The 25,067-nt window shown below is 41.2% G+C and carries 17 protein-coding genes; 8 read left to right on the top strand and 9 right to left on the bottom strand.

Features of this window, described 5'->3' with window-relative positions:
- The first annotated feature begins 226 nt into the window (after window positions 1-226).
- From K8P02_RS05415 to K8P02_RS05395, 5 genes are all read left to right on the top strand, one after another.
- Window positions 227-2,638: an LruC domain-containing protein gene (locus tag K8P02_RS05415; RefSeq protein WP_223382091.1), complete on the top strand. Its 2,412-nt coding sequence runs from the start codon at window positions 227-229 to the stop codon at window positions 2,636-2,638.
- A 199-nt stretch (window positions 2,639-2,837) separates the two neighbouring features.
- Window positions 2,838-3,203 carry a response regulator gene (locus K8P02_RS05410; protein ID WP_025867952.1) on the top strand — a complete coding sequence of 122 codons (366 nt, stop codon included), beginning with the start codon at window positions 2,838-2,840 and terminating at the stop codon, window positions 3,201-3,203.
- Between the two features lie 8 nt (window positions 3,204-3,211).
- The gene (locus K8P02_RS05405; protein ID WP_025867953.1) at window positions 3,212-4,369 is read left to right on the top strand and encodes a sugar transferase; all 1,158 of its coding nucleotides are present in this window, start codon (window positions 3,212-3,214) and stop codon (window positions 4,367-4,369) included.
- A 14-nt stretch (window positions 4,370-4,383) separates the two neighbouring features.
- Window positions 4,384-5,277, top strand: coding sequence for a hypothetical protein (locus K8P02_RS05400; RefSeq protein ID WP_025867954.1), 894 nt, complete (start codon window positions 4,384-4,386; stop codon window positions 5,275-5,277).
- 23 nt (window positions 5,278-5,300) lie between these two features.
- On the top strand, window positions 5,301-5,927 hold the full coding sequence (locus K8P02_RS05395; RefSeq protein WP_195348975.1) for an acyltransferase: 627 nt from the start codon (window positions 5,301-5,303) through the stop codon (window positions 5,925-5,927).
- 243 nt (window positions 5,928-6,170) lie between these two features.
- Here the strand turns inward: K8P02_RS05395 and K8P02_RS05390 are convergent, their stop codons facing one another.
- From K8P02_RS05390 to K8P02_RS05380, 3 genes are all read right to left on the bottom strand, one after another.
- Window positions 6,171-6,434 (bottom strand): YtxH domain-containing protein, encoded by a 264-nt coding sequence (locus K8P02_RS05390; RefSeq protein ID WP_002560851.1) that lies wholly within the window; start codon window positions 6,432-6,434, stop codon window positions 6,171-6,173.
- 51 nt (window positions 6,435-6,485) lie between these two features.
- The gene (locus K8P02_RS05385; protein ID WP_002560852.1) at window positions 6,486-6,734 is read right to left on the bottom strand and encodes a GlsB/YeaQ/YmgE family stress response membrane protein; all 249 of its coding nucleotides are present in this window, start codon (window positions 6,732-6,734) and stop codon (window positions 6,486-6,488) included.
- A gap of 167 nt (window positions 6,735-6,901) precedes the next feature.
- A complete protein-coding gene (locus K8P02_RS05380) occupies window positions 6,902-8,521 on the bottom strand; it encodes an ABC-F family ATP-binding cassette domain-containing protein (RefSeq protein ID WP_002560853.1) in 1,620 nt (539 codons plus the stop codon).
- A gap of 257 nt (window positions 8,522-8,778) precedes the next feature.
- Between K8P02_RS05380 and K8P02_RS05375 the strand changes: the two genes are divergently transcribed.
- The 3 genes from K8P02_RS05375 (at window position 8,779) to K8P02_RS05365 (ending at window position 12,216) form a co-directional block, all read left to right on the top strand.
- The gene (locus K8P02_RS05375) at window positions 8,779-9,357 is read left to right on the top strand and encodes a nucleotide exchange factor GrpE (RefSeq protein ID WP_085929647.1); all 579 of its coding nucleotides are present in this window, start codon (window positions 8,779-8,781) and stop codon (window positions 9,355-9,357) included.
- A 9-nt stretch (window positions 9,358-9,366) separates the two neighbouring features.
- The gene (dnaJ, locus tag K8P02_RS05370; RefSeq protein WP_002560855.1) at window positions 9,367-10,539 is read left to right on the top strand and encodes a molecular chaperone DnaJ; all 1,173 of its coding nucleotides are present in this window, start codon (window positions 9,367-9,369) and stop codon (window positions 10,537-10,539) included.
- Between the two features lie 369 nt (window positions 10,540-10,908).
- Window positions 10,909-12,216 (top strand): IS5 family transposase, encoded by a 1,308-nt coding sequence (locus K8P02_RS05365; RefSeq protein WP_025868356.1) that lies wholly within the window; start codon window positions 10,909-10,911, stop codon window positions 12,214-12,216.
- 127 nt (window positions 12,217-12,343) lie between these two features.
- Here the strand turns inward: K8P02_RS05365 and K8P02_RS05360 are convergent, their stop codons facing one another.
- The 6 genes from K8P02_RS05360 to K8P02_RS05335 all read right to left on the bottom strand — a co-directional run bounded on the left by K8P02_RS05360 (window position 12,344) and on the right by K8P02_RS05335 (window position 24,991).
- Entirely contained in the window at window positions 12,344-12,727 is a 384-nt protein-coding gene (locus K8P02_RS05360) for a hypothetical protein (RefSeq protein WP_025867928.1), read from the bottom strand.
- A complete protein-coding gene (locus K8P02_RS05355) occupies window positions 12,724-15,855 on the bottom strand; it encodes a DUF6443 domain-containing protein (RefSeq protein WP_081768153.1) in 3,132 nt (1,043 codons plus the stop codon). The genes K8P02_RS05360 and K8P02_RS05355 overlap by 4 nt, the downstream gene beginning before the upstream one ends.
- A complete protein-coding gene (locus K8P02_RS05350) occupies window positions 15,852-19,169 on the bottom strand; it encodes a hypothetical protein (protein ID WP_025867926.1) in 3,318 nt (1,105 codons plus the stop codon). Before K8P02_RS05350 ends, K8P02_RS05355 begins: the two co-directional genes overlap by 4 nt.
- A 24-nt stretch (window positions 19,170-19,193) precedes the next feature.
- Window positions 19,194-20,339: a hypothetical protein gene (locus K8P02_RS05345; RefSeq protein ID WP_155921476.1), complete on the bottom strand. Its 1,146-nt coding sequence runs from the start codon at window positions 20,337-20,339 to the stop codon at window positions 19,194-19,196.
- Window positions 20,340-20,599: 260 nt separating this feature from the next.
- Window positions 20,600-22,234 carry a RagB/SusD family nutrient uptake outer membrane protein gene (locus K8P02_RS05340; protein ID WP_025867924.1) on the bottom strand — a complete coding sequence of 545 codons (1,635 nt, stop codon included), beginning with the start codon at window positions 22,232-22,234 and terminating at the stop codon, window positions 20,600-20,602.
- Between the two features lie 12 nt (window positions 22,235-22,246).
- The gene (locus tag K8P02_RS05335; protein ID WP_025867923.1) at window positions 22,247-24,991 is read right to left on the bottom strand and encodes a SusC/RagA family TonB-linked outer membrane protein; all 2,745 of its coding nucleotides are present in this window, start codon (window positions 24,989-24,991) and stop codon (window positions 22,247-22,249) included.
- Window positions 24,992-25,067: the final 76 nt, after the last annotated feature.

The following is a 25,067-nucleotide window of genomic DNA, read 5'->3' as shown; positions in this document are numbered from 1 at the left end:
ATATAGCATATACCACTGATAAACAAAGAAATAAAAGTTATTGAAAGAACGACTAAAGAAAGTTGCAATATCCGTCCATCAATATCTAAAAAGATGTTAATAAGCAAAACTTTATCTCCCCTAACTGGTTGTTATCATACAATAAATAGATATCTTTGTGATAAATAGTAAAGGCAATTTGTTGTTATAGCAAATTACAGTAGACAAAATAAGCAATATTTAATGTATGAAAATTAACTTCCGGGAATCACTGGCAGCTACACTTATAGTAAGTGGAGTTGTTTTTAGTAGCTGTGTAGATAGTGATAAGAACTTCTATGATCCCAATTACCGTGCTCAAAATCCAATGGGTAACATAAGTGCCCCTAATGGCTTTGACTGGTTATTATTCTCTTCGATAAACCTTAATGTGAAGGTTAACGACACATTTAACGGACAATATCATTATACGGTAGAGGTGTTCGACAACAATCCTGTAATATCTCCGGATGCAACCCTCCTGACCAAAGGATTTGCCAAATTGGGTCAGGACTTCACTACCGAATTGCCTGTATCCAATTCGATTCCGATGCTTTACATTCGCCAGATTGCTCCGGATGGATTGGCATCAATTCGTGCGTACAGCACAGAGAACGGGGTTGTTAATTGCGACTTCAGTACTCCGGTGACTACGCAAACTACCAGAAGCATGAGTACACGGGCATTCACGACAATGACAACACCAGACAGTGAAGATAAGAGTATATTTCCCGAAGTATCACCCACAAATGAAATATTCGATCAAAACAACTTTAAAGCCAACGGCAGTTATAAAGTTACTGCAAAGACAACCAAAATAAATATTTGGGCATCAGGAGTTAGTTTGTATGTTACCGAAAACATAACGCTGAGCGAAGAAACATACCTTGCTGCCAATTGCAAACTATTCATACTGCCCAATGTGACTGTAACAATGCCACAATCAAAGAATAATGGCCAAATCAACTGCTTGATTTCAGTAGGCAAAGGAGCAACATTAAAGATAGAAAACGATATGCAACTGGATAGTAACTACAAGTTGTATAACCAGGGTACTCTCACCGCCCGTAATGTCACTTATACCAACAGTTCTTTCATCTATAATGGAGAAAAGGGTATTATAAATATCTCCGGTAAACTGACCGGCACGAACGGAAACTCTAATATGCTGAATGAAGGAGAAGTGACTGCCACCGATATAACTGTCACAGGTGATAGTCATATAAAGAATATCAATAAAGTAACCGTAGCCCAACTGACCAGCCTCAACTGTACAAACGGTTCATGGGAGAATGAAGGTGAATGGACTACCACAAACATGCACATAGAAGGCTGGAATGATTATAGCCTCAACAAATGCAAACTAATCGTCAATCAACTATTAGACCTGCACGAAGCTAAAATCATAAATGACGCCGGTGCATTTATTAAGACCAGCAGGCTGTATATGGACAACACATTAATAGAGATGGGTGCCAAGGCTATGTTTACAGTAGAAGAGCAAGCCGAATTCCGATATCATACAAAAAACAGAGGGTTCAAGGGTACAGGCAACGAGAAAGCACTTCTCAAAATGAAAAAAGCAGTTGCTACGAATCCCGACAACAATGACATGATTCATTATTCCGGAAATTTACAGATTGTCTGTGATGATCATCCGGATTCTAAAAGAGATCAATGGGGGAATATTCGCTGGACAATGACAGGTGGTGCCGAATGGGCAAGTGAATCTACCAATCCTGTAGAAATCGCCAAAACAGAATGTAGTGAAGGCTCTGTTACCAATCCGCTTCCTCCAACTGAACCGGAATTCCCGACTATCATAGAAACAGCCAATAAATACACACTGCTGTTTGAAGACCAATGGCCTCTCTACGGCGACTATGATATGAATGACATTGTAATACAGCTCAAAGGTTTGAAGTATGAACTTGACAGTAAAAACAAAACGAACAAAGTAACATTCACTGTTACCCTTCGTGCCGTAGGAGCAACCAAAGCTATCGCCGCCGCTGTAATGTTAGACAAAGTACCGGCAAGCAGTATAAACAGCATTGCATACAAAGCCCATAAACCCACCACATTCAATCTTCAAAACAGTGGAGTTGAAGCAGGTCAGAGCCAGGCTGTGATACCTCTCTTTGACGATGCACACAAATTAATGGGAAAGAATACAAGAGAGTTCATCAATACCCAGTCTGGCAGTGACAATAATGTAAGCAACAGTGATCTTCCCGAAATAGAAATCACTGTAAACCTGACCAATAGCATAGAAGAAAGTGCCTTCAACATCAACAATATGAATTTCTTCATCATCACCGACAGAGCCCAGCAGAGAAAAGAAATCCATATGCCGGGACGTCAGCCAAGCGATTTGGCCAATACCCAACTGTTCGGAGGAAATGATGACGGCTCAACGGGTACGAAGTATTACATAAGCAAAGAGAATCTTGCCTGGGGTATCATCATACCACAGTCGTTTAAATGGCCTTTGGAGTATCGCAATATTAAAGATGTATACAAGGAGTTTGAAAGTTGGGTAACCAGTGGTGGTACAGAGAACCCCAAATGGTATACTACCTTCGACAACAACGGCACTTTCCAGAACAATAAAAATTAAAAATAAAGTAAAAGCCGGAGAATAAGAAAATCCGGCTTTTATTTTGTCCGGGAAACAGACTTTATTTGAAAACAGAAAATAACTTTATCGTAAAAGAACACAGTTATAAAAATATTATATATATTTGCACGGCTTGAGACAAGAAAGACATCAATCACGTATCAACAAAGCAAGCAAAGTAAAAAGTTTTATTATAGACATGAGAAAAAAAATATTGCTCATTGATGACAAGGCATCCATCGCAAAAGTAGTTTCCATCTATTTGGTAAAAGATTACGATTTCACCTATCATGAAAATCCTATTAAAGCCATTGAGTGGCTGAATGAAGGGAACGTTCCGGATCTTATTATCTCGGACATCCGTATGCCGGAAATGATGGGAGATGAATTCTTACTTTACATGAAACGAAATGAGTTATTCAAATCCATACCTATTATCATGCTTTCAAGCGAAGAAAGCACAACAGAAAGAATCAGGCTTCTGGAAGAGGGAGCAGCCGATTACATCCTAAAACCATTCAATCCTCTCGAACTTAAAGTCCGTATTAAAAAAATTATAGACTAAGTCTTTCTATGCTACATCTTATCTATATCGGAAGGTACGAAAAAACGATTAAACGCTTTTCCAAACTCCCCAAAGAGGAGTTTTACAATGTAGCTACATGTGATAAGGCTATCAAAATAATAGATAAGATACGGGAGAAGTTTGATATAATCATATTATACGAACAGACTAATACACAGACAGATATCAAAGATATTGAGTCTTTGCGGAAAAAGTATCCCGGTATCTATATGGTATTAGTGATGGATTCACTTACACAACAAGAAAGTCTGCAATATCTGAAAGCCGGTATCAACAACACCATACCATTTGAAAGCCCCCAGGAGGCAATAGACAGCCTGATAAGCTTTCAGAAACGCAGAAAGCAACAAAAGATAAAAGACCTACAAAAAAGAGGAGAGAATATACAAACATTCAGGCTTCCTCTCTGGAAAAGATGTTTTGATATACTTTTTTCGGGTACTGCACTATTAGGCTTGTCTCCCCTACTCATTATTACTGCGATAGCTATCCGCCTGGAGAGCAAAGGAGCCATTATCTATAAATCAAAACGTGTAGGAAGTAATTATCAGATATTTGATTTTCTGAAATTTCGTTCCATGTATACGAATGCCGACAAGCATCTGAAAGACTTCAACTCCCTGAATCAATATCAAACCGAAGAAGAGACAACCGAAGATATCATCTGGGGAGAAATGCCCGAGCTTAGTGAAAATGAAGACGGGATAGTACTAATCTCTGATGATTTTGTCATTTCAGAAGAAGCGTATATCAACAAAAGAAGCCACGAACAGGAGAATGCATTTGTCAAACTCGAAAACGATCCACGCATCACGCGGGTAGGACGTTTCATTCGTAAATACAGCATTGACGAATTGCCTCAACTTATCAATATATTGAAAGGAGACATGTCAATAGTAGGTAACCGCCCCTTGCCACTGTACGAAGCTGAGTTATTGACCAGCGACGAATACATCGACCGCTTTATGGCTCCGGCGGGACTGACAGGACTTTGGCAGGTAGAAAAGCGTGGAGATTCAGGAAAGATGTCGGCAGATGAGCGTAAACAGTTGGATATAAAATATGCCAAAACATTCTCTTTTTGGATAGACATGAGAATTATCCTGAAAACTGTTACTGCATTTATACAAAAAGAAAACGTATAATATATACAGCTTATATGGCAGACACTCTTTTCTATACTGCAGACAGCATATTCTTTCTCTGCATTGCGATAGCCGGCATCTATCTATTTGTTTTTGCTTTGGCAGCATTATTCAGAAGATCAGAGAAATATCCGGCTACCGGGAATATGCATCGTTTTATACTTCTGGTTCCTCCGGGAACAGAAATCTGTAAACAAAAGTATCCGGAAGAGTTATATACCCTGCTCACTTACGAAAATCTGTATCAGAGTATAAAAGAACTGGATGAGTCGCTATACGACATAGCTATCATTCTGGGAGAAACAACCAATGTATCTCCGTGCCTGCTAAAAGAAATCAATAACGCATACGGATCGGGGACAATGGCTATGCAACTACACCATATCATTGAATGCCGTCCTACCCGAAAGATTCGCAGGAAAGCAATCCATGAAGAAATCCGAAATTCAATATTCAGACAAGGGCATGCCCAGACAGGACTTTCTTCGGCACTCGAAAAAACGGATATTGCCATAGACTTCAAATGGCTGAAACAAAACCTGAGAAGTCCGAAAAGCAATCTGGAAAGCAGATTATTACAGCAGAACATCTATATAGAATATATGGACCACATCCATATATATAGTAATACTCCTCGTCCCCGCCCCTATTCTATGTCAAAGCGAAAAGCCGTCTCAAAGCTTCCTGCAGTACTAATGGAAGGCAACTGGGATTATGCAGACAAATTATTCCGGCAGCTTTTGCCCTCATGGAGAATCCTACTTCTCGTCAGCAGTATCTGGTGCATCATAGCCACCTGCTATGACTGGAGAGCTTCTTTGAGTTGGTGGTTCCTGTTGTTCGTCCTGTTATTTACTCTCTGTCTGGCTATCCCCGATTATCTGGTAGAGAAGAAAAAAAAGAAGTAACCTCCCAAACCCAACAAATATATATGGACATCAGAAAGCTAAAACATAACATTAAACAACACTCGGGCTTAAAACAGGCCGTACACAGATTTATTATGCATCCGGTAAAAACACGCCCCAACTGGTGGATACGTCTGTTTTATTTTGTATACCTGAAACGGGGGAAAGGTTCGGTTATTTATCGTAGCGTACGCAAAGATCTTCCGCCGTTCCGTAGCTTTTCACTCGGCAAATACTCAGTTGTGGAAGATTTCTCGTGTCTCAACAATGCCGTAGGAGATTTGATTATCGGAGATTATACCCGCGTGGGATTAGGAAATACGATCATAGGTCCTGTACAGATAGGCAATCATGTAAACCTGGCACAAAATGTGACTGTAACCGGATTAAACCACAATTACGCAGATGCCGAAAAGCTGATTGATGAACAAGGAGTAAGTACTGCCCCTGTGACAATAGAAGATGACGTGTGGGTAGGTGCCAATGCAGTCATTCTACCCGGAGTGACACTTGGAAAACATTGTGTTGTAGCTGCCGGGAGCGTTGTAAGCCGTTCTGTTCCGGCTTATACAATATGTACCGGAAGTCCTGCACGTATCATCAAACGCTATGATCCGGTAAGCAAAGAATGGAAAAAAGAACTCAAGTAACTATATATAGTGAGAAATACTACGTAATATACCTTATTTAAGGGATTGTGGCTATGGGGTAAACACTCTATCTTTGCAGTATCAGAATTTAATTAATTAGTCATAATTTTATTACGTAGCCACATTTAAGTAAAATGAAACAGTGTCCTGTCGAAGTGATTTCGCCAGGATTTTGTTTTTTATATACAAAAAATCCCCGAACAAAACAGTGTCCGGGGAGAGCATATATATAAAAAGGTAGGTTTATTGGCCTACCTCACTTAGTTTTTCCTTTACCTCATTGGCCTTATCCGCTACTTTACCTGCAACTTTAGCACCTGTTTTCACAGCTTTTACTTTTGCATCTTCCATTGCAGCTTCGGCATCTGCCTCAATTTCATGAAGGGCATTAAACACATCATTTTTCAGTTTCTTAGCTTTCGCTGTGCGCGAAAAGTGATAAACCAGCGCACCAATGGCAGAACCTAATCCAAGACCTACCAGAAATTTAGTATTTCCACATTCCATAATCAAATAATTTTATGTTAGTTAATAAAATAAATACATTACAAAGGTAACTTACTGTCGCGAATGACTAAACAAAGATGCAATCCACAGAAACAGAACAGCACCTACAACAGAAGTTATCAAACTACCGATAATACCAGTTGCCGCCAATCCAAGTAAAGCAAAGACCCAGCCCCCGAGTACACCGCCAATAATTCCTAAAACAAGATTGACCAGCAGTCCAAAGCCACCTCCTCTTGTTATTTTACCAGCCACATAGCCGGCAATAATTCCTATCAGAATATACCAGATAAAATTCATAATATTCTCTTTTTGTATTGTTTATACAAGGAACGTATCTCCTCTGTAAAAAGTTCGCAAACAGAAGAGGGAATTAACGAGAATTTAGGAAAGGCATGATTATGAAAAAAGGCAGTATAGAAATAAACTCCTATACTGCCTGCGTCTAATATAAAAAGGATCTTTTTTTATTTATCGCCGTACATCTTAGCTCTCAACTCTTTAATATGATCGGAAGTAATATATTCATCATATTCCATCATCTTGTCAATGATGCCGTTCGGAGTCAGTTCGATCACACGATTTGCCACAGTCTGAATAAATTCGTGGTCATGTGAAGAGAACAGGATATTACCTTTATATGTTTTCAGGTTGTTGTTGAATGCCTGAATCGATTCCAGATCGAGGTGATTAGTCGGCGTATCTAAGATCAGACAGTTTGCATTGCGAAGCTGCATACGCGCAATCATGCAACGCATCTTTTCACCCCCCGAAAGTACACTTACCTTTTTCAAAACTTCTTCTCCAGAGAAAAGCATACGTCCCAGGAATCCTTTCATATATACTTCATTCCCTTCACCATACTGCCCTAACCAATCTACCAGATTGAGATCGGTATTAAAGAAATCCGTATTATCCAACGGCAAATAAGCGGTAGTAATCGTCACTCCCCAATTGAAGTGACCGGCATCCGGCTTCATATTGCCATTGATTATTTCAAAGAAAGCCGTCATGGCACGTGGATTACGTGAGATAAATACGATCTTATCGCCCTTCTCAACGTTAAAGTTCACGTCATTGAACAGCACTACGCCCTCTTCGGTCTTCTTACTCAAACCTGAAACCTCAAGGATCTGATTGCCCGGTTCACGTTCGGGTGTGAAGATAATGCCCGGATACTTACGTGAAGAAGGTTTAATCTCTTCTACATTCAGTTTCTCCAACATCTTTTTACGGCTGGTAGTCTGCTTGCTCTTAGCTACATTGGCGCTGAACCGGCGGATAAATTCTTCCAGTTCTTTCTTCTTCTCCTCAGCCTTTGCTTTCTGGTTCTGTTGCTGACGGAGAGCCAACTGACTGGATTCATACCAGAAACTGTAGTTACCGGCAAACATATTGATTTTTCCGTAGTCGATATCAACCGTGTGTGTACATACTGAGTCAAGGAAGTGACGGTCATGGCTCACCACCAATACGGTATGTTCAAAGTTTGACAGATATTCTTCAAGCCATGTCACTGTCTCCATATCGAGGTCATTGGTAGGCTCGTCCAGCAGCAAGTTATCCGGATTACCGTAAAGCGCTTGTGCCAACATCACACGTACCTTCTCTTTACCACTCAGCTCACCCATCAACACATAATGTTTGTCTTCTTTAACTCCCAGGCCACTGAGCAACATGGCAGCATCACTCTCGGCATTCCAGCCGTCAAGCTCAGCAAATTTCTCTTCCAGCTCGGAAACCTTCAACCCGTCTTCATCGGTAAAGTCTTCCTTGGCATACAACTCTTCGCGTTGCTTCATGATGTCCCACAACACAGTATGTCCCATCATCACAGTATCCATTACCGTGAAAGCATCCCACTTAAAGTGGTCCTGGCTCAACACTGACAGACGTTCGCCCGGACCTAATGTTATATTTCCGGTAGTCGGATCAAGATCGCCATAAATTGTGCGAAGGAAAGTGGACTTACCTGCACCATTGGCACCAATAATACCATAACAATTCCCACTTGTAAACTTCAAATTTACATCATTAAACAATACTCTTTTACCAAACTGTACCGAAACGTTTGAAACTGTAATCATCTTTTATATTTACGATTTTAACTATTTACAATTTACGATTGAAATGTCTGTAATTCACAAACAGGTTGCAAAGATAGACATTTTTAATGAATTACATGCTATGCAGCATGTGTCAATCTGACAGAAAAGCATTACCTTTGCAGCGTTTTTTGACATGTTTAGCAGATTGGCAGAGTTTTTGCTGGGAGGCAGTTACATTGTAACGTCCTATTGACATGAAATTGAATCCATTTATTAAGAACAAAAAAGATAAAGATATGAATCCTAAAGAAAAAGAAACAGCTAAAGAACAAGAGTTGAACGCTGAAAACCTTGCAGACGAACAGTTGCAGGATACAGAAAATACGGAGGAAGCAGCTCCCCTGACTAAAGAGGAAGAGTTGGAAAAGCAGTTGAAAGAAGCTGATGCTACCATTGAAGATCAGAAAGATAAATATCTGCGCCTCTCTGCCGAATTCGACAACTACCGTAAACGTACGGTAAAAGAAAAAGCTGAACTGATCTTGAATGGAGGTGAAAAGAGCTTGAGTAGTATCCTGCCTGTGGTTGATGATCTGGAACGTGCTATCCAAATGATGGATAAAGCAACAGACGTAGCAGCCGTTAAAGAAGGTGTGGAACTTATCTATAACAAATTCATTTCTGTATTAGGACAAAATGGCGTAAAAGTAATCGAAACCAAAGATAAGCCTTTGGATACAGATTACCACGAAGCCATCGCAGTGATTCCCGCACCGTCTGAAAAACAGAAAGGAAAAATTCTGGATTGTGTACAGACCGGATACACACTGAACGATAAAGTACTGCGCCACGCCAAAGTGGTAGTTGGAGAATAAAATATATATATGGAAAAGAGAGACTACTATGAAGTGCTGGAGGTATCGAAAACCGCAACAGCAGAAGAAATAAAAAAAGCGTATCGTAAAAAAGCCATTCAGTATCACCCGGACAAGAACCCGGGCGACAAGGAGGCGGAAGAAAAGTTTAAAGAAGCAGCCGAAGCATATGACGTGCTGAGCAACGAGGACAAACGTGCCCGTTATGATCAGTTCGGCCATGCTGGTATGGGTGGTGCTGCCGGAAATGGTGGTCCGTTTGGCGGCTTCGGTGGAGGTATGTCTATGGACGATATCTTCTCCATGTTTGGCGATATCTTCGGAGGTCGCGGAGGTGGCGGTTTTGGAGGCTTCAGTGGCTTTGGAGGCGGAGGCGGTCAGCAACAGAGACGCTATCGTGGTTCTGATCTTCGTGTGAAAGTAAAACTGACGCTGAAAGAAATCTCTACCGGAGTAGAAAAGAAGTTCAAGCTGAAAAAGTATGTGCCTTGTACACACTGTCATGGAACGGGTGCAGAAGGTAACGGTGGTTCTGAGACTTGTCCGACCTGTAAAGGTAGCGGATCGGTAATTCGTAACCAACAGACTATTTTGGGTACGATGCAGACCCGCACCACCTGCCCCACTTGTAATGGTGAAGGTAAAATCATTAAGAACAAGTGTAAGGAGTGTAGCGGTGACGGTATCGTATATGGAGAAGAAGTGGTAACCGTTAAGATTCCGGCCGGCGTAGCAGAAGGCATGCAACTCTCCATGAGTGGAAAAGGTAATGCCGGAAAACACAACGGTGTACCGGGTGATTTACTCATCCTGGTTGAAGAAGAGCCACACGAAAGCCTGCTCCGTGATGAAAATGATTTGGTATACAACTTACTTCTCAGTTTCCCGGCAGCAGCCTTGGGAGGAGCTGTTGAGATACCTACCATCGACGGAAAGGTAAAAGTAAAGATTGATGCGGGTACACAGCCGGGTAAAGTGCTTCGTTTGCGTGGCAAAGGCTTACCAAGTGTTAATGGATATGGTACAGGAGATTTATTGGTAAATGTAAGTGTCTACGTGCCCGAAGCATTAACAAAAGAAGAAAAGAGTACACTTGAAAAGCTGGATACTTCTGATAATTTCAAGCCCAATACTTCTGTGAAGGAAAAGATCTTTAAGAAGTTCAAGAGCTTCTTTGATTAAGCACATTAGTATTTGTTTCATATTATTCAAACGCAGGCTAATGCAAATTTTCATATAATTCATTTTACTGTAGAGTATAGGATTTGTTTATGAAAATTAGTGTTATCCTGCGTTTTTTATCTTCCTCAAAGAACTACCAAATCCTATTATGACAAAGTGGTTCTTTCACCCAAACATATTGATTATCAATCATTAAAAAAGTACGTACTTTATTAGTCCAAACTATGCATTTTAACAGAGAGTTAAAAACGTAATTAGTCGTCCCTTAAAAAGTATTTTATTATCTGATATTCAACAATATAATTATCAAACTTCTATTGTAAATCTGCAAGTTTTCGTATCTTTGGGTATTGAAACTTGCAGATTTTTATGATAAATACAACTCCATCTTCTCCGTCTCTGTTCTCATCCCTGGATGATTTACTAAACCAGCAACATCCTTTGTATAAACTCTCTCACAAGATAAACTGGTGCGTATTTGAAAACTCCTTCACGCCTCTTTACTGCTCAGACAATGGCCGTCCGGCTAAACCGATCCGTTTAATGTGTGGCTTGCTGATTCTCAAACATCTGCGCAACATCTCTGATGAGTCTGTAGTTGAACAATGGAGTGAGAACGCCTATTTTCAGTACTTCTGCGGTATGCATGAGTTTGTGCCCTCTTTCCCTTGCGCCTCATCCGAGCTTGTGCATTTTCGCAAACGGATAGGTGAGAAAGGCATGGAACTTATTCTTTCTGAAAGCATCCGTGTGAATGATGACAAGAGTGATGATGACCATCATGCCACCGCCTTTATAGACTCTACCGTACAGGAAAAGAATGTGACTTATCCCACAGATGCAAAATTGCACAAAAAGATAATTGGTAAAGTATTGAAAATTGTAAAAGAACTCAATCTTCCCATGCGGCAATCATACACCTTTGTTTTGAAAGGTATTTATCGGGATCAACGTTTTCGTAATCATCCCAAGAACCGGAGGAAAGCCATAAAAGCCGATAAACGTTTACGCACGATTGCCGGGCGTCTGGTCAGAGAACTGGAGCGTAACTTAGGGCAGAATCGTCAACATGATGAATTGCTATCCATCTTTAAGAAGATACTCTTACAACGCCGTAACTCCTCCCATAAGATTTATTCAATTCATGAACCTGAGGTTCAGTGCATCAGTAAAGGCAAAGAACAAAAGAAATACGAGTTCGGGAACAAAGTCTCCATCATACGCTCTGCCACGGGCGTCATACTTGGTGCCAGCTCTTTCCGCAATGAATACGATGGGCATACGATCCAAAAGAGTCTGGAGCAAGTACGCAGGTTGACGGGTAAAAGCATCAGACGATTAGCCGGAGACAGGGGTTATCGGGGTAGGAAAGAAATAGACGGGACACAAATACTTATTCCCAATGCGCCAAGAGCTAAAGATACATACTACCAACGGAAAAAGAAACATAAGTTATTTTGCAAGCGGGCAGGAATAGAACCAACTATCGGACATCTAAAGGCTGATTATCGTCTAGGACGAAACTTTTATAAAGGATTAGTGGGAGATGCTATCAATGTTATATTAGCAGCGGCTGCATATAACTTCAAAAGAGCCATGAAGGTTCTTATGTGGCTATTGGAAAAAATCAGCGAAACACTCATAAAAGAGAATCTTTCGCTGAAATATACTTTTTAAGGGACGACTAATTAACGTGCAATTAAATACGTATTTCTATAAATAAGAATTACTACTTTTCTATCTAAGAATATTATTATTGTAAAGTAATCATTTTCTATTTCTACATCAAATTTATAGTGCAATACTATTTTAATCGATAATATTTTACATAAGCAATAATAACAAGAAGTATAAGTGATATTTCTCGAATACCAGTCATTAGAGAGAATAATAATGCTCTTTCTACTTCTGAATAAATTTCAATTAATTCTTTTGAATAATTTAAATATGCAGATAGTAAATTAATGAAAAGTATCAAAGGGATAATCCAGAACCGTATATAAGGAAGTTTCTTTACGCGAAAACATGTTACTAATAAAGTAAATGCAACAATTGCCAATAAAGACGGAGCTATATAAATATTATGAACAAAATTCACAATTATTTCATACCCGATTAACTCAGTAAATCCCAAAATTGATCTTATTATAAAGAACAATATTATTCCATAACAAATATCCTTTTTCATTTTTCAAATTTTATAAGTGGTTTATTATTCTTTAATCCTTTAAAAGGTTCTAATCTATTAATTCTCCCTTGTATCCTATCTATTTGACCTTCAGACTTTCCTATGTGGTACCCTCCAAGAATCTGAGCACCCTCATCTGAAACACCTTGAATATGCATCCAAATGGTAGTAGCAATTCCTGATTTACCATTATAAGTAACATCATAGCCTATCACATAACCATTATCTACATTATCATTACCTGTTTTATAACTATTTTTATATTCAGTAATATCCTTTCCTAAAGGATGTAATACTTCCTTATTAGCCTGAGGATCATTCAATTTACCTTCTTCCTCTAATTTCTCTCCTTTTTTTTCTAAAGCAGCAACATCAGGATCTCTAACGATTATAATATCTGAAATTCCATCACTAGTTTTAAATAACAGTTCCCCTTTGTCATTTCTATAATCAGTATAATTCATACCACTTGGATCTATAAATCTCATTAAGTTATTATTACAGTATCCATATGGACTTACATCATAATATTTCTCGCACAACGGATCCCGGGTTGTAAAATGAGGGATCTGAAACTCTTGCATGCGTGCCTTTGAATAATATTGATTCAGACCATGCATGGAAATCAACTCCTTGCCCGTATATTTATCTGGTTGAAGATCATAGTTCGTGCTACGAAAGATCAATCCGGACGGGTAATACTCTAAACTCTGGACTACATTGCCTGTCACAGCATCGCAAACCTGGCGGACACTACCCAAATGATCGCAAACATACGCATAAGATTTAAGAGAATCCAAATTGCCGGATGTTTTATTTACACATAATTGCAAATAACCATCCTGAATATCTATCCGTTCCGCAACATCACCTTTGTAGTGCATTTCTCCATTACGCCACTCTTTAGTTTCTACAAAAGGATCGGTACTATTGGTTATCTTATCCAAGGGTACGGAGAGCGGAGTGGTATAAGTACGGGAAATACTGCCCAACTTGATACCACTTGACAGATAATAATTTACGATACGGTTGCCATCACCAAATTGTACCGTATCTGGTAGATTAAGGATATTATAGCGTACTGCCACAATATTCTTGTCAAGATTAGCTGTTTCATTGCCATTACCATCATAATAATACTCTTGTTCGCTATCAGCAAGATCGGGATAAATGGCGAAATCATAAGTGCCATGAAAACTTTTGTTGTCATCGGTCACCTTCAATAGCTGATTACCCCGATAATGAATATCCAAACCATTTACAGTTCCTGCTTCCTCCAAACGATATAAAGACGTGATATTACCCATCTTATCATAACTATAGAACTCATCATTCTTTAAACGGCTACCACTCATCCCGTACATCATGCCTGAAGTCAAACGATTGAATTCGTCATAATCAAAATGATAAAAATAAGAACGGCCATCCTGACTAATAGAGATATCGGCTATATTACCATTGTAGCAACGAGAGAGTTGATAGGGCAACATAGAATTCCCATAATAAAGAGTTTCATTAAACCGGCTCGTACTGATAATATTATATAGAGTCCCATCATTCTGGTAATTATACATCACTGCAACTTTATCACCCTGCAATTGCTTTTCAATAACACGTCCGTAAGAGTCGTAATTAAATGTACGCAAAGGAGAAGTATGCCGAGTTGCCCCATATCCTAAAGCATAGGTACTGCTTTTTTCACGTGCGGCATGGTCATAGGTATAATTCGACTTCAAAGAGTAACGATTGTCATAATGCGATTCACTCTGTATCAATGCCCCCTGAAAGTTGTAATTATAATTTACAGACAGGCTGTTGCCAGATAATGTTTCTTTTGAAGACTGAGTAAGTAACCGCGCTTTATCATCATACCGACTGACTGTATACCGCCCTTTATCCGGAAGATTCAATACAGATTCAAACACCCCTGTCTGCAATCCTTTTGCAGAAACGGAAGTGGAAATGTCGACAGAGGGCCACTCTGCAGTAAGTTCTGTAAAATCATAGGTATCATAATACCGAACACAAATGAATGTATATCCTCCCTGCCCCAGTTTCACATTGTCGGAATAACCCATGCATGAACCGGAAGCGCCCCTGTAATTTTCGCGTATCAGTACATCCCGGTAGAGTGCTGCCAGTTCTTCACGGCTACGGCTATCTTTGACCGTCCCCTCTACAACGGCCCGTCCAAGCCCATCATATTTAATGAAACTCCATTCACCTTTTACTCTCCTGTTAGCATCTTGTATCAGAATCGGGCGATGATCTCCATCATATACTGTATAGATCCAGTCTGCACCCGGATATTTCACTTCCACACATTGGTTATCATCATCATAGATATAAAAATAGGCATATAAATCAAGATAATTCCCCTCAGACAGACTTTGATTGTTGAAAGAGGTATATCCGTCTACAGCAGCAGGGGGAAGAACACAACAAAGACGATCATAATTATCGTATACAGAATAAGTATCATGATATCCGTCTTCTCCTATTTGACGCTTCAACACTGTACGTTCGTTATTATCCACAAAAAGCAAAGTTTGATGGCCATCCTCATCCGTTTCCCAGGTAACCTGATAGGCCCCTGTCGCTGCTATACGTTTTTCAAGTGTAGTGGGCCCTTGCATTCTGAATTCAAAAGCATTCAACTCCGGTATAGCAGAAGTGCTCAGCCGATACTTATAAGTAACATTTTTACCACCTAAATGAAGCCCCGAAACTTCTCGCAACTGCCCTCCGATAACAGGTTCATAACAATAATCATGAGACCATGCACTACCTGAAGACTCAAAATTTGCATGAGAAACAAAAGCCCCGTTATTACCGGAAAAAGGAAACGGAAGATACTCTTGTGATTTCTGGCCAACCGTATTATAAACGATATAGTTTGCCAAATCCCCTTTATCAGGACTAATCCCTTTCTGAAGCTTTTGAATTAACCGGCCGGCAGAATCATAATACTCAATAGTAGTGAGGGAATTGTTTTCATTAACTGCTGACAACTCCTGAACCGGCTCACGCAAAATGTGAGAAGTGATACTATTCTCCTGAGCGCAAATGCGTACTGCCACATGAACAAGCAGCAAGCAAAGACTATATATAATTAATGTGCGTTTCATTTTTCAGTAGCCATTTTAAGGTGATTTGTTTGAATGATGTTATGGTCATTATCCCGTATACAGTTCAGGCGTCCCATATCATCATATTCATAATAAGTGGTGATACCCCGTCCATCTGTCTTTGAAGTGATGCCCACTGACGGACGATAAGTCATTATAATAACTTCCGCACGTGGAAGTTTAGTGCGAAGGGTATGCAAAGCCTGCCACTGTGCCTGAGTCGGTTCATCGGAACGCCCGATAACGTCAACATCAATTCCTTGCGCTTTTACCTCTTCTATAGTCGCATTAAAAATTTGTGCAATAGGATATTGTGACTTATATCCCCACACATAAACAGCCGTCTGCCCCATCCGGCTTTGTATAGAGGTGCAATTACTCTGAGGGTCATAGTCTGCATAGGTAGTTTCCGCTTTTCCAAACAAGCTCATATCGCCATATAAAGAAGAAGGTTCTTCCTTACCAAATGGTTGATAATAAATATAATCGGCTTCCGGAACAAACTGACTATTCTTATTATTCTCCTTGTATGTATGGAGCGTTTTCCGAACTAATCGATTTTGTGCCCCTTTACGAAAATTCTCTTCAACAGGTGTACAGACTAAATTCTTCTCACACATCTCTTTATAAGGTGAACGATCTTTAAAATCAACAGAATAAAATATCTCATGAGTTTCATTCAGATTCCGGTCTGTTACTTTTTTAGTTATAGTCCGAGGCTGGAAGTTGGTTGTGTTGTATAGATAACTATTCATCAAATTACGAACAACCGGAGTCGTTCCGTGAATATCGATAATTGAATCATACTGATGAGACACAGCACAGAATGTGATCGGAATATGGTACTTCGAAATAACAAAGAAATTACCCGGGTCCTCCCGAAGCGCCTTTAATCTCATAATCTCCCGTTCCTGATAAGTATAGTAAGTAGCTTTTGTCATTCTTTCGTTTTCATAGATACAATGTCGACGCAATTTCCCATTTTGAAAAATGAATTCTCCCGGAAATCCGGGAACTGCTCCATCTTTCTCTTTCCTGTTATAATAATAAAAGTCTTCCCGCAATGTATCTGTCAATACACTTACTTGGCTATAACCAACCGCTACTCCGGCTGTCGGGCTTTCCATTGGATTAACAGAACCGGAAGAACGGTTCAATACAACCGTACGACCAGCCACATAATAATTACCGGGATCTGCAGGTGAAACATCATAGCAAAGAGAGACTTCACGGACAGCGTATAAAGGGTTACGTATCTGAATGCCCGAACTTTTCCAATTATCATTCATATATTGATATTTCCGGAGAGTTGACGGTGATTTGATCTGAGCTATACGAACTCCACCAGCAAGAGGCAACCCTTTATAATAAGGAACCTTATATAACTTTAAAGTTGCCGTTTGTTCCACAACAGTAGTATTTGACTGCATATCAAAAGTGTAAAAACCTTCTGTCAGATAAACTTTACGCCCCCGGATTGACCGGTCATCCCAATTTATATCTTTTGCCGTATGCCTGCGATCACGAAAACCAAAAATAACAGTTCCCTTCTCTTCCTCTGCGTGAAATTCATTACCACCATACATGAAATCATAATCCACATATCCGTCAAACGGCATATAAAACCGGCTGGTTTTCAAATGCTCACTGGCAGGTTTTACAAACCGTAATGTTTCCTTCCAGGTACCTTCATCAGACAAAGGTATTTTTACTTTTTCTCCATCAATGGCTTTTGGTTCGTAAGTGAACTCAGTACGTCCGCCCTCGGGTGTCTCAAAGGCCGTTAACATGCAAGAAGTTACATAATCGGGCAGTGTGCCACGATTGGCACCAGGCAAATGAGTTCCTTTTGGAATAATGATATTATGTGCAAAACCCTCATAATCCTGATCCGTAATCATCGAAGGATAAAGGCAATTGTTCTTTATACCGTTGTAATATCCCCAATGATCACAAGAAAAACTATTCTTACGAGGAAGAAGATGGGTTGTGTCATACTCCATGCGATACATAACACTACGTGCCTCTGTCCCGGTTACAGTTATAGAATCCAGTCTCAGCCGAAGCGACAGGTAATTCTTACACGAATCTGATGAAGTAAAATAGGAGGTATGAAAGTAGTACTTACTCAAAGGCTGAGGTTCTTTATCTGAGCCACAAATTTTAATCTCCTGCAATGCACGAGCCGGGAAATGATTACCCCAATCAGCGTTATGTTTATAATAATACAAAGAACGTACATCTTCTCTTTTATCCTGGCTTGCAACAAAATCAATATGCCCGTTTTTCCAGCTAATACGCCTCAGACGGGGATATTCTACAGTCAGGTCAGCAGAGTAAGTAGCCTTGGGAGTAAATGTATCATACGGAAATTTCTTTCCATCTTGTGCCAATATTGTATATATATGTTGCGATACTCTCACCGGAGACACATAAGCATTCAACTCTTCATCATATTCAAAAGTAATCCGGTCGCCATTTGGATAGTAGATATCTTTCAGATACCAAGCCGTCACATGATTATCTGCCGGATTACTGGGATCTATATCACCTTGTTCAAAATTACCTTCAATACTTGACATACTGGCATTCGACTCTGTATATGAACGAGAATATTTTATCTCCGGTTGCACGAAACTGTAACTGGTACCATCAGGAACAGTTACTCGAAATCCGATAAAAGTAGTCGTTCCTTGTAGTTCAATCTCCTCGATCTTCAGATTATCTTCCGGATTAGAATAGATAAACCCGCTTCCCGGATTCTCCTGTTGCAGTTTATGCCCTCCCAATTTACAATAAAAACGGCCTGTATATCCACCAAAGTTATAATAAAATACATCCGGTTCGGCATCCCGCGATAATCTGGGGAACAGAAACGGAAAAGGAGTACCATATTCATGAGACATTCTTATATACTCCGAATCTACCGAACCATCCACTACATCAGGAATATCCGTCTCATTATAATAATATCCGGTACCAAGATCATCTTTCCCCCGGATTGTACGTGTTATCACACCGCCGGCATTCAAGCACCAGCCCAATCCCACCCAAGTAGCTTCTTGTGCAACCCGGATACCCGAAGCGTGGTAACTAAGATTTATCGGAAAGCTATAAGGCCCTGTTTCAATCGTATGAATAGGAATATTGATGGAAGGAGTTCCGGTATACAGGGATACCGGATAGTCAACATATTGCGCTAATGCACACGAATTGGGAGAAGGAGTAATATCTTTAAATAACGATTGCCCTTTTTGTGCTCCCAAAAGACAACAGTACAAAAGTGCAGAAATAAATATTGTTATTATCTTCATACATAATTAGTTTTAAGGTCACTATTACATTATTTTTCGGGACTCTTGCTTTCCATTCACAATAGTACTAAGAATAAACTCTTTGTCTCCGCTCTGCGAAACATCTATTTTCTCAGAATACCCCCCCGCAGAAACTATGTGAGGAGACTGATAGTGGATAACAATACCCGAAACTGTAGTAAGAATCACCTCCAACTGTACCGGTTCATTCATTTGATAGTTCAGTGTCAATTGTTTCCCGGGAACCAACGTATAATCCAACAGAAAAGACCTGTACCCAGGTCTTGATACGGAAGGATTGTTTTCCGAATTCTGTCCGGGAGTTTTTTCTGCAACGACCGCTAACTGTTCACGAATAGCACGGTTTTCCGGATCATCTTTCAGATATTGCTGTTCTGTAAGGGGATAATAAAAGGAGGTATTGAAGTGTTTGTGTAAAATACCGGACTTATATATAGAATTTTCAAAGGTTTCGAATACCGGATAACGATAGCCGGGAGCATACCACTGGCAATGGACAACATGCCAGGTAGCAGGGTCTCGTTGCAACCATACCTGTATAGTATCGGATAAATGAGGAATACTGTCAATACAGGGAGTAGAATGCCTATTGGCATAGTAAGTCTGCCCTATATACTGATCACGACGAACACGAAGAACTTGCCGCAAAGTATCCGTGTCGGGAAGTAGCAAACACCCTAATCCATCGGCCACAACGGAAGAAAAACCGTAGGAAGAGATGCCTAAAGAATGGCTATAACTCCCTTCACCATAGAAATAAGAGCTGATAGAATCGCCATAGGCAAATGGATAGTGCAGGGCAATCATCGGAAACCTGTTGTCTACCCGGGCATTGGCATTCTCATAGCCTATAAGAAGCAACGAATCAGTGGAAAGCCGGTACTTGTATTGTGTACGGGATTCTGATAGACAAAGTACAGAATCAATCTTACCGGTATAACCAACTCTGTAGGTGTCATTATCTGCTTTTTGTGTACGAAAATCCCATACTACTCCTGAACCTTTTGCCCCGGAAGTAGTATAGTCTTGTTGTATCTTATAAAGCACATCACCAGATCGGGGCTGTGAAGCCTCTTTTGATAGCTGCTGAGCTAAGCAGCCTGGTGTTATCATAAAAAACAAAAGGAATAACAAAGTACAATTTTTCATATCTTCTATTAAGTTAAGTCAGTGCTCTTGTTACGAGTTCATTAAGAACAAAGGGAAAAAGGAATTTGTAAAATTACGAAAACAAAGCTAACAAACAACTATTTATGCTTTTTTTTTACATTTTCGGCATATGTTTATTAACATCTTTTCTACCACCCAACAACGTTCTGTTGATATATACAGATAAAAAAACAGCTACCTGTTAACATTAGAAAATGTACCGACAGGTAGCTATTCTTACTCCGGAATACGTTATATCCTTATTTATACCCCGGATTCTGAACCAGATTCGGATTCATACGCCTCACCTTATCCGGTATGGGGAATACCGTAGTATACCCACTCGCTTCGCCAGCCAACTGTGGCCGGCTGCTATACGGACGGGTGAATAATCCAAACCTCACAAGATCCTGTCGCCTCCAGCCTTCCCAGGCAAATTCCAGTTGGCGCTCATCAAGAAGGGTATTCAAGGTAGCTTCCCGGTAAGGAGCAGCCACACGGGAACGTACCCGGTTCAACTCTTCATCACCGTTCTCTCCGTTGCGGACTTTTGCTTCACTCTTCATCAGCAGCACGTCGGCATAGCGATAAAGCACAATATCATTCTCCATCAGTTTACCGTCTTTCGTGCCCGTATCATCTACTTCGTACTTCTTCATACGGGCTCCTGCTGTCTTCTCATAAGGCTCATTGGATATATCCAAAGCCACCTCCCAGGGTAGGTATTCAAGTATCGTACCGTCGTCCAGCCTCACAACGTTTCCTTTCAAGTCATAAACAATGCCGGCAAAGTAGCACTTGTCAAAACGGGGATCAACCTGAGGAGTGCCATAGGCAAAGGTTTTCAGAACCTCAATGGTGGCACTTGAACCATTCTCTCCACTCAAGCCATATGCCTTGGCATGGTTGTAGTGACGCGAACGGAAGAGATATTGCATCTGGTTGGTGTACAGGTTCTTATTCATCGGTATAATAAAGATATTCTCGGCCGATGATTCGTTGAATACGGCAAAGTTGGTGGTATAATCCTCTTCAAGCCGGTAACCGGACTTCGTGACAGAATCACAATAAGCCTCAACGGTCTGCCAGGCATTAAGCTCTTCACCACCTACATTAAAATAGATGTTTCTGCCATCCGGGCGTATGCCGTCCGTCCAGTCATTATCGGTATATACCTCTGCATTCAGAGCCAGTTTAGCCAAAAGGAAATGGGCAACGGGGCGGGTAATGTGTCCATAATAAGTACCGGGCAGATTGCTATGGGCAGTGCTCAGTTCGGGAGCCGACTGCTGTAACTCGCGTACAACAAAATCATAAACCTCCTGGCGGGTGGACTGTTTCACTTCTTTCACCGGCATAGAAGAAGACAATACCAACGGAACATTTCCAAACAAATCTACCAGATGATAGTAATACAGGGCACGTAATGCTCGCACCTCTGCTTCATAGGCCACTAACTCCCTGTCGTTGTGCGTCCCGGCATACTGCGCTATTCTTTCCAGCGATTTATTACTTAAACCTATCACTTTATACAAATATTCCCAGGTGGCTTGTATAGCATCATTATTGACACCCCAATTGTGCAGATAAAGCCCCTGCCAGAAACCACCATCATACCAGTCGCCACCCCGGGTGGGCATTATAGCCTCATCGGTAGTGAAGGTATTCAGATCGTAGATACCGCGTCCGGTGCCCTGCAAGCCCTGGCTGTCACTGTATCCGCCAATATTGTTGTACAATGAGGCGACTGCATTGAGATACAAGTCGGACAAGTTTTTATATGCTTCTTCCTCAAAGATGCGGTCTCTCGGTTTCTCACGTAAAAAGTCATCACAGGATAGTTGCGCCAGTGATAACAGCAGAAAACATGCTATATATATAAATGAACGTTTCATCGTAGCTCCTTTTTAAAAGTTAATACTCAAACCTACTGTATAAGTCCGCGCCAGCGGATAACCACGTTTATCATCTACTCCTAATGTAGAGTTGACGGTGGAACTATTGATCATCGGCGAAAGTCCGGAATAGCCGCTGATGGTAGCCAGGTTATTGACCGTAAATGCCAGACGAAGTGACCGGATATACTTCTGAGCCTTTGCTAACGGGACATTCCAGCCGATGGTAAGATAATCGAAGTTGACGTAATCTCCCTTTTCCAGCCAGTAATCGGTGGCGGTCTGATCTTTTATATTTCGCCGGGGGGCCTCTTCCATCACATTATAATCGGGGAAGATGTTCATATTCATATAAGTCAGCGAAGTGCCGTTGTAGACCTTGTGTCCGAAAGCTCCGTTGATCTGTACCGAAATATCAAAACGCTTGTAACGGAAACTGATGTTAGACCCCAGTAAAGTTTTGGGTACTGCCTGCCCTGCCACATAGCGGTCTTCACCGTCTTCAAGACTGATGCCTCCTCCGTTCAGATCGGCTATGCCATAGGTATATCCGCCATCGCCATCGGATACAAGCCCGTTGCTGTGCGGAAGATAAAAAACACCGAGCGGTTGTCCCACTATCTGATAGACGATGTGATTGTATCCTCCATGAAAGCCTGCACCGTCAAGGCTTGCCAGGCTTTTATACTCCGGTGCCGAGATATTCTCGCCATTATAGGTACCGCTCAAAGAGAGTAGTTTGTTGCGCTGAAAGGTAATATTGGCATTGATATTCAGTTCCATATCCGGCGTTTTGAGTGGAGTGATACCAATGGCTATCTCGGTACCGCTGTTACGCATGGAACCGATATTTGCCAGCAGCGTGTTGTAGGTAAAGGGAGGCACACTGACGTTATAAAGATAGAGCATATCGGTGGTCTTTGAGTTGTAGTAATTGACAGAGAGTAGCAGGCGGTTGCCAAACATCCCTAAGTCTGCCCCGGCATTAAACGTATGTTTCACCTCCCACTTCAAATCGGGGTTTATATTCTGCATCTCTCCCAAGGTAACTACTGCCGAATTGCCCACAGGCACTACCCCGTTGGGTCTCACCAATCCGAGGGTGGTGTATGAATCTATCCCGTTCTGATTTCCCGCCAATCCGTAACCTACACGTAGTTTCAGATTGTCAACCAGAGGGATACGCTTCATAAACTCCTCTTCACTCACCGCCCATGCTGCGGATACGGAAGGGAAAAAGCCCCACTTATGATTGCTCCCGAACTTGGAGGAAGCATCTGTACGGGCATTCACGGTAAGAATATAGCGGTCGGCATAGGTATAATTGAAACGCCCCATGAAGGAAGCCAGATGTGGCTCTTCATAATAAGAATTCGTACCTTCCCAAAGGCGGATTGCACCTGCCTGAAGGTTGTCATATCCAAACTGGTCGGAACTAAAGTTTGTGACGGTGGTATAATATCCGGTATAGGTCTCCTTCTGAAGTTCGGCAAGTGCCAGCACATCAAAGAAGTGTTTCCGCCAGTTCTTTTTATAGCTCAGCATCAGGTTGCCAAGTAGAGACTCCATCTTCTTCGTCCCTTTGTATGCCTGCCCGTGTGCCCAGACCGATGTGGGGAGATACTGGGAGTTCTCTACAATATTGTAGGTGTATGCACCAAACATGACGAGCTTTAGATCATCCATCAGATTGAACGTCAGCCGGGCATGTGTACTGATGTGAGAAGTAGCATCATGGTCTTTCACTTCCATCCATGCCAGCGGGTTGGTGATCTGGCTGGCACTTGTGATCTGATCCCACGAACCGGTTTCCGTATTCTTATGATTGGGAAAGGTGGGATTGAAAGTAGCCGCAGAGTAAAATGTCTTCTGGTAATCGAACAAGTTATGGTTCTTCTGCACGGAGCCAAACATGCCTAACTCGCAACGGATAAAGTTGCCAAAAATGTTCTGGCTCATATTCATGTTGGATGTAAAATTCCTCATATCCTGATTTTGTATCACCCCCTGCCGGTCTACATATCCCAGGGAGACACGGTAGCTGGAGGCATCGGAACCGCCATAAAAGGCGACATGATGATTCTGCTGAAATCCGGTTTGTTCTATTTCTTTCTGAAAATCGGTATTGTTTCCCAAATCCAGAATGGAAAGTCCCCGCTCACCGGCCACCTGCCGAAAGCCGTTTGCCGATAGCATGCTGAGATTCTTGTAAACGGAGGTTATACCGAAACTACCATTATAGCTGACGCGGGTTTTGCCGCTAATACCCTTTTTGGTAGTCACCTCTATGACACCGGAAGCCCCACGGGAACCGTACTGGGCAGTTTCGGAGGCATCTTTCAGGATAGTAAAACTTTCGATGTCAGTGGGATAAATGGAGGTAAGCATATTCAAATCGCCAAATACCCCGTCGACGATGATCAACGGATCGTTGCCACTGGTCAAAGAGGTGGTACCCCGCAAGCGAACGGCATCCAGGGCGGCCTGCCCGTTTGTTCCCCGTTGTATGGTTAACCCCGGCACACGGCCACGGATTGCATCGAGAGGATTCGTGATCTGATCCCGGTTCATCTGTAACTCGGTGATCTTCTCAACGGAACCAGACAGATTTTTAATACTTCCGGTGGCATATCCTACGGTTATTAAAGAATCGAGCGGAACTAATCCGGGCTTCTGGGCCACGACATCCGAAAAAAGAAACAGAGAAAAGAGACATAAGAGAAAAAATCTCAAATGTGTAGTGTGGTGTTGTTTCATGATATCTCTTTTTTTTAAGGTATATACATCTTCAATATACATTTATAACAAAAAAAAGGATAGAGGGGTTCGTGAA

The organism is Bacteroides nordii, assembly GCF_019930665.1.
GTDB lineage: Bacteria > Bacteroidota > Bacteroidia > Bacteroidales > Bacteroidaceae > Bacteroides > Bacteroides nordii.
This window is presented reverse-complemented; position numbering and strand designations above follow the sequence as displayed.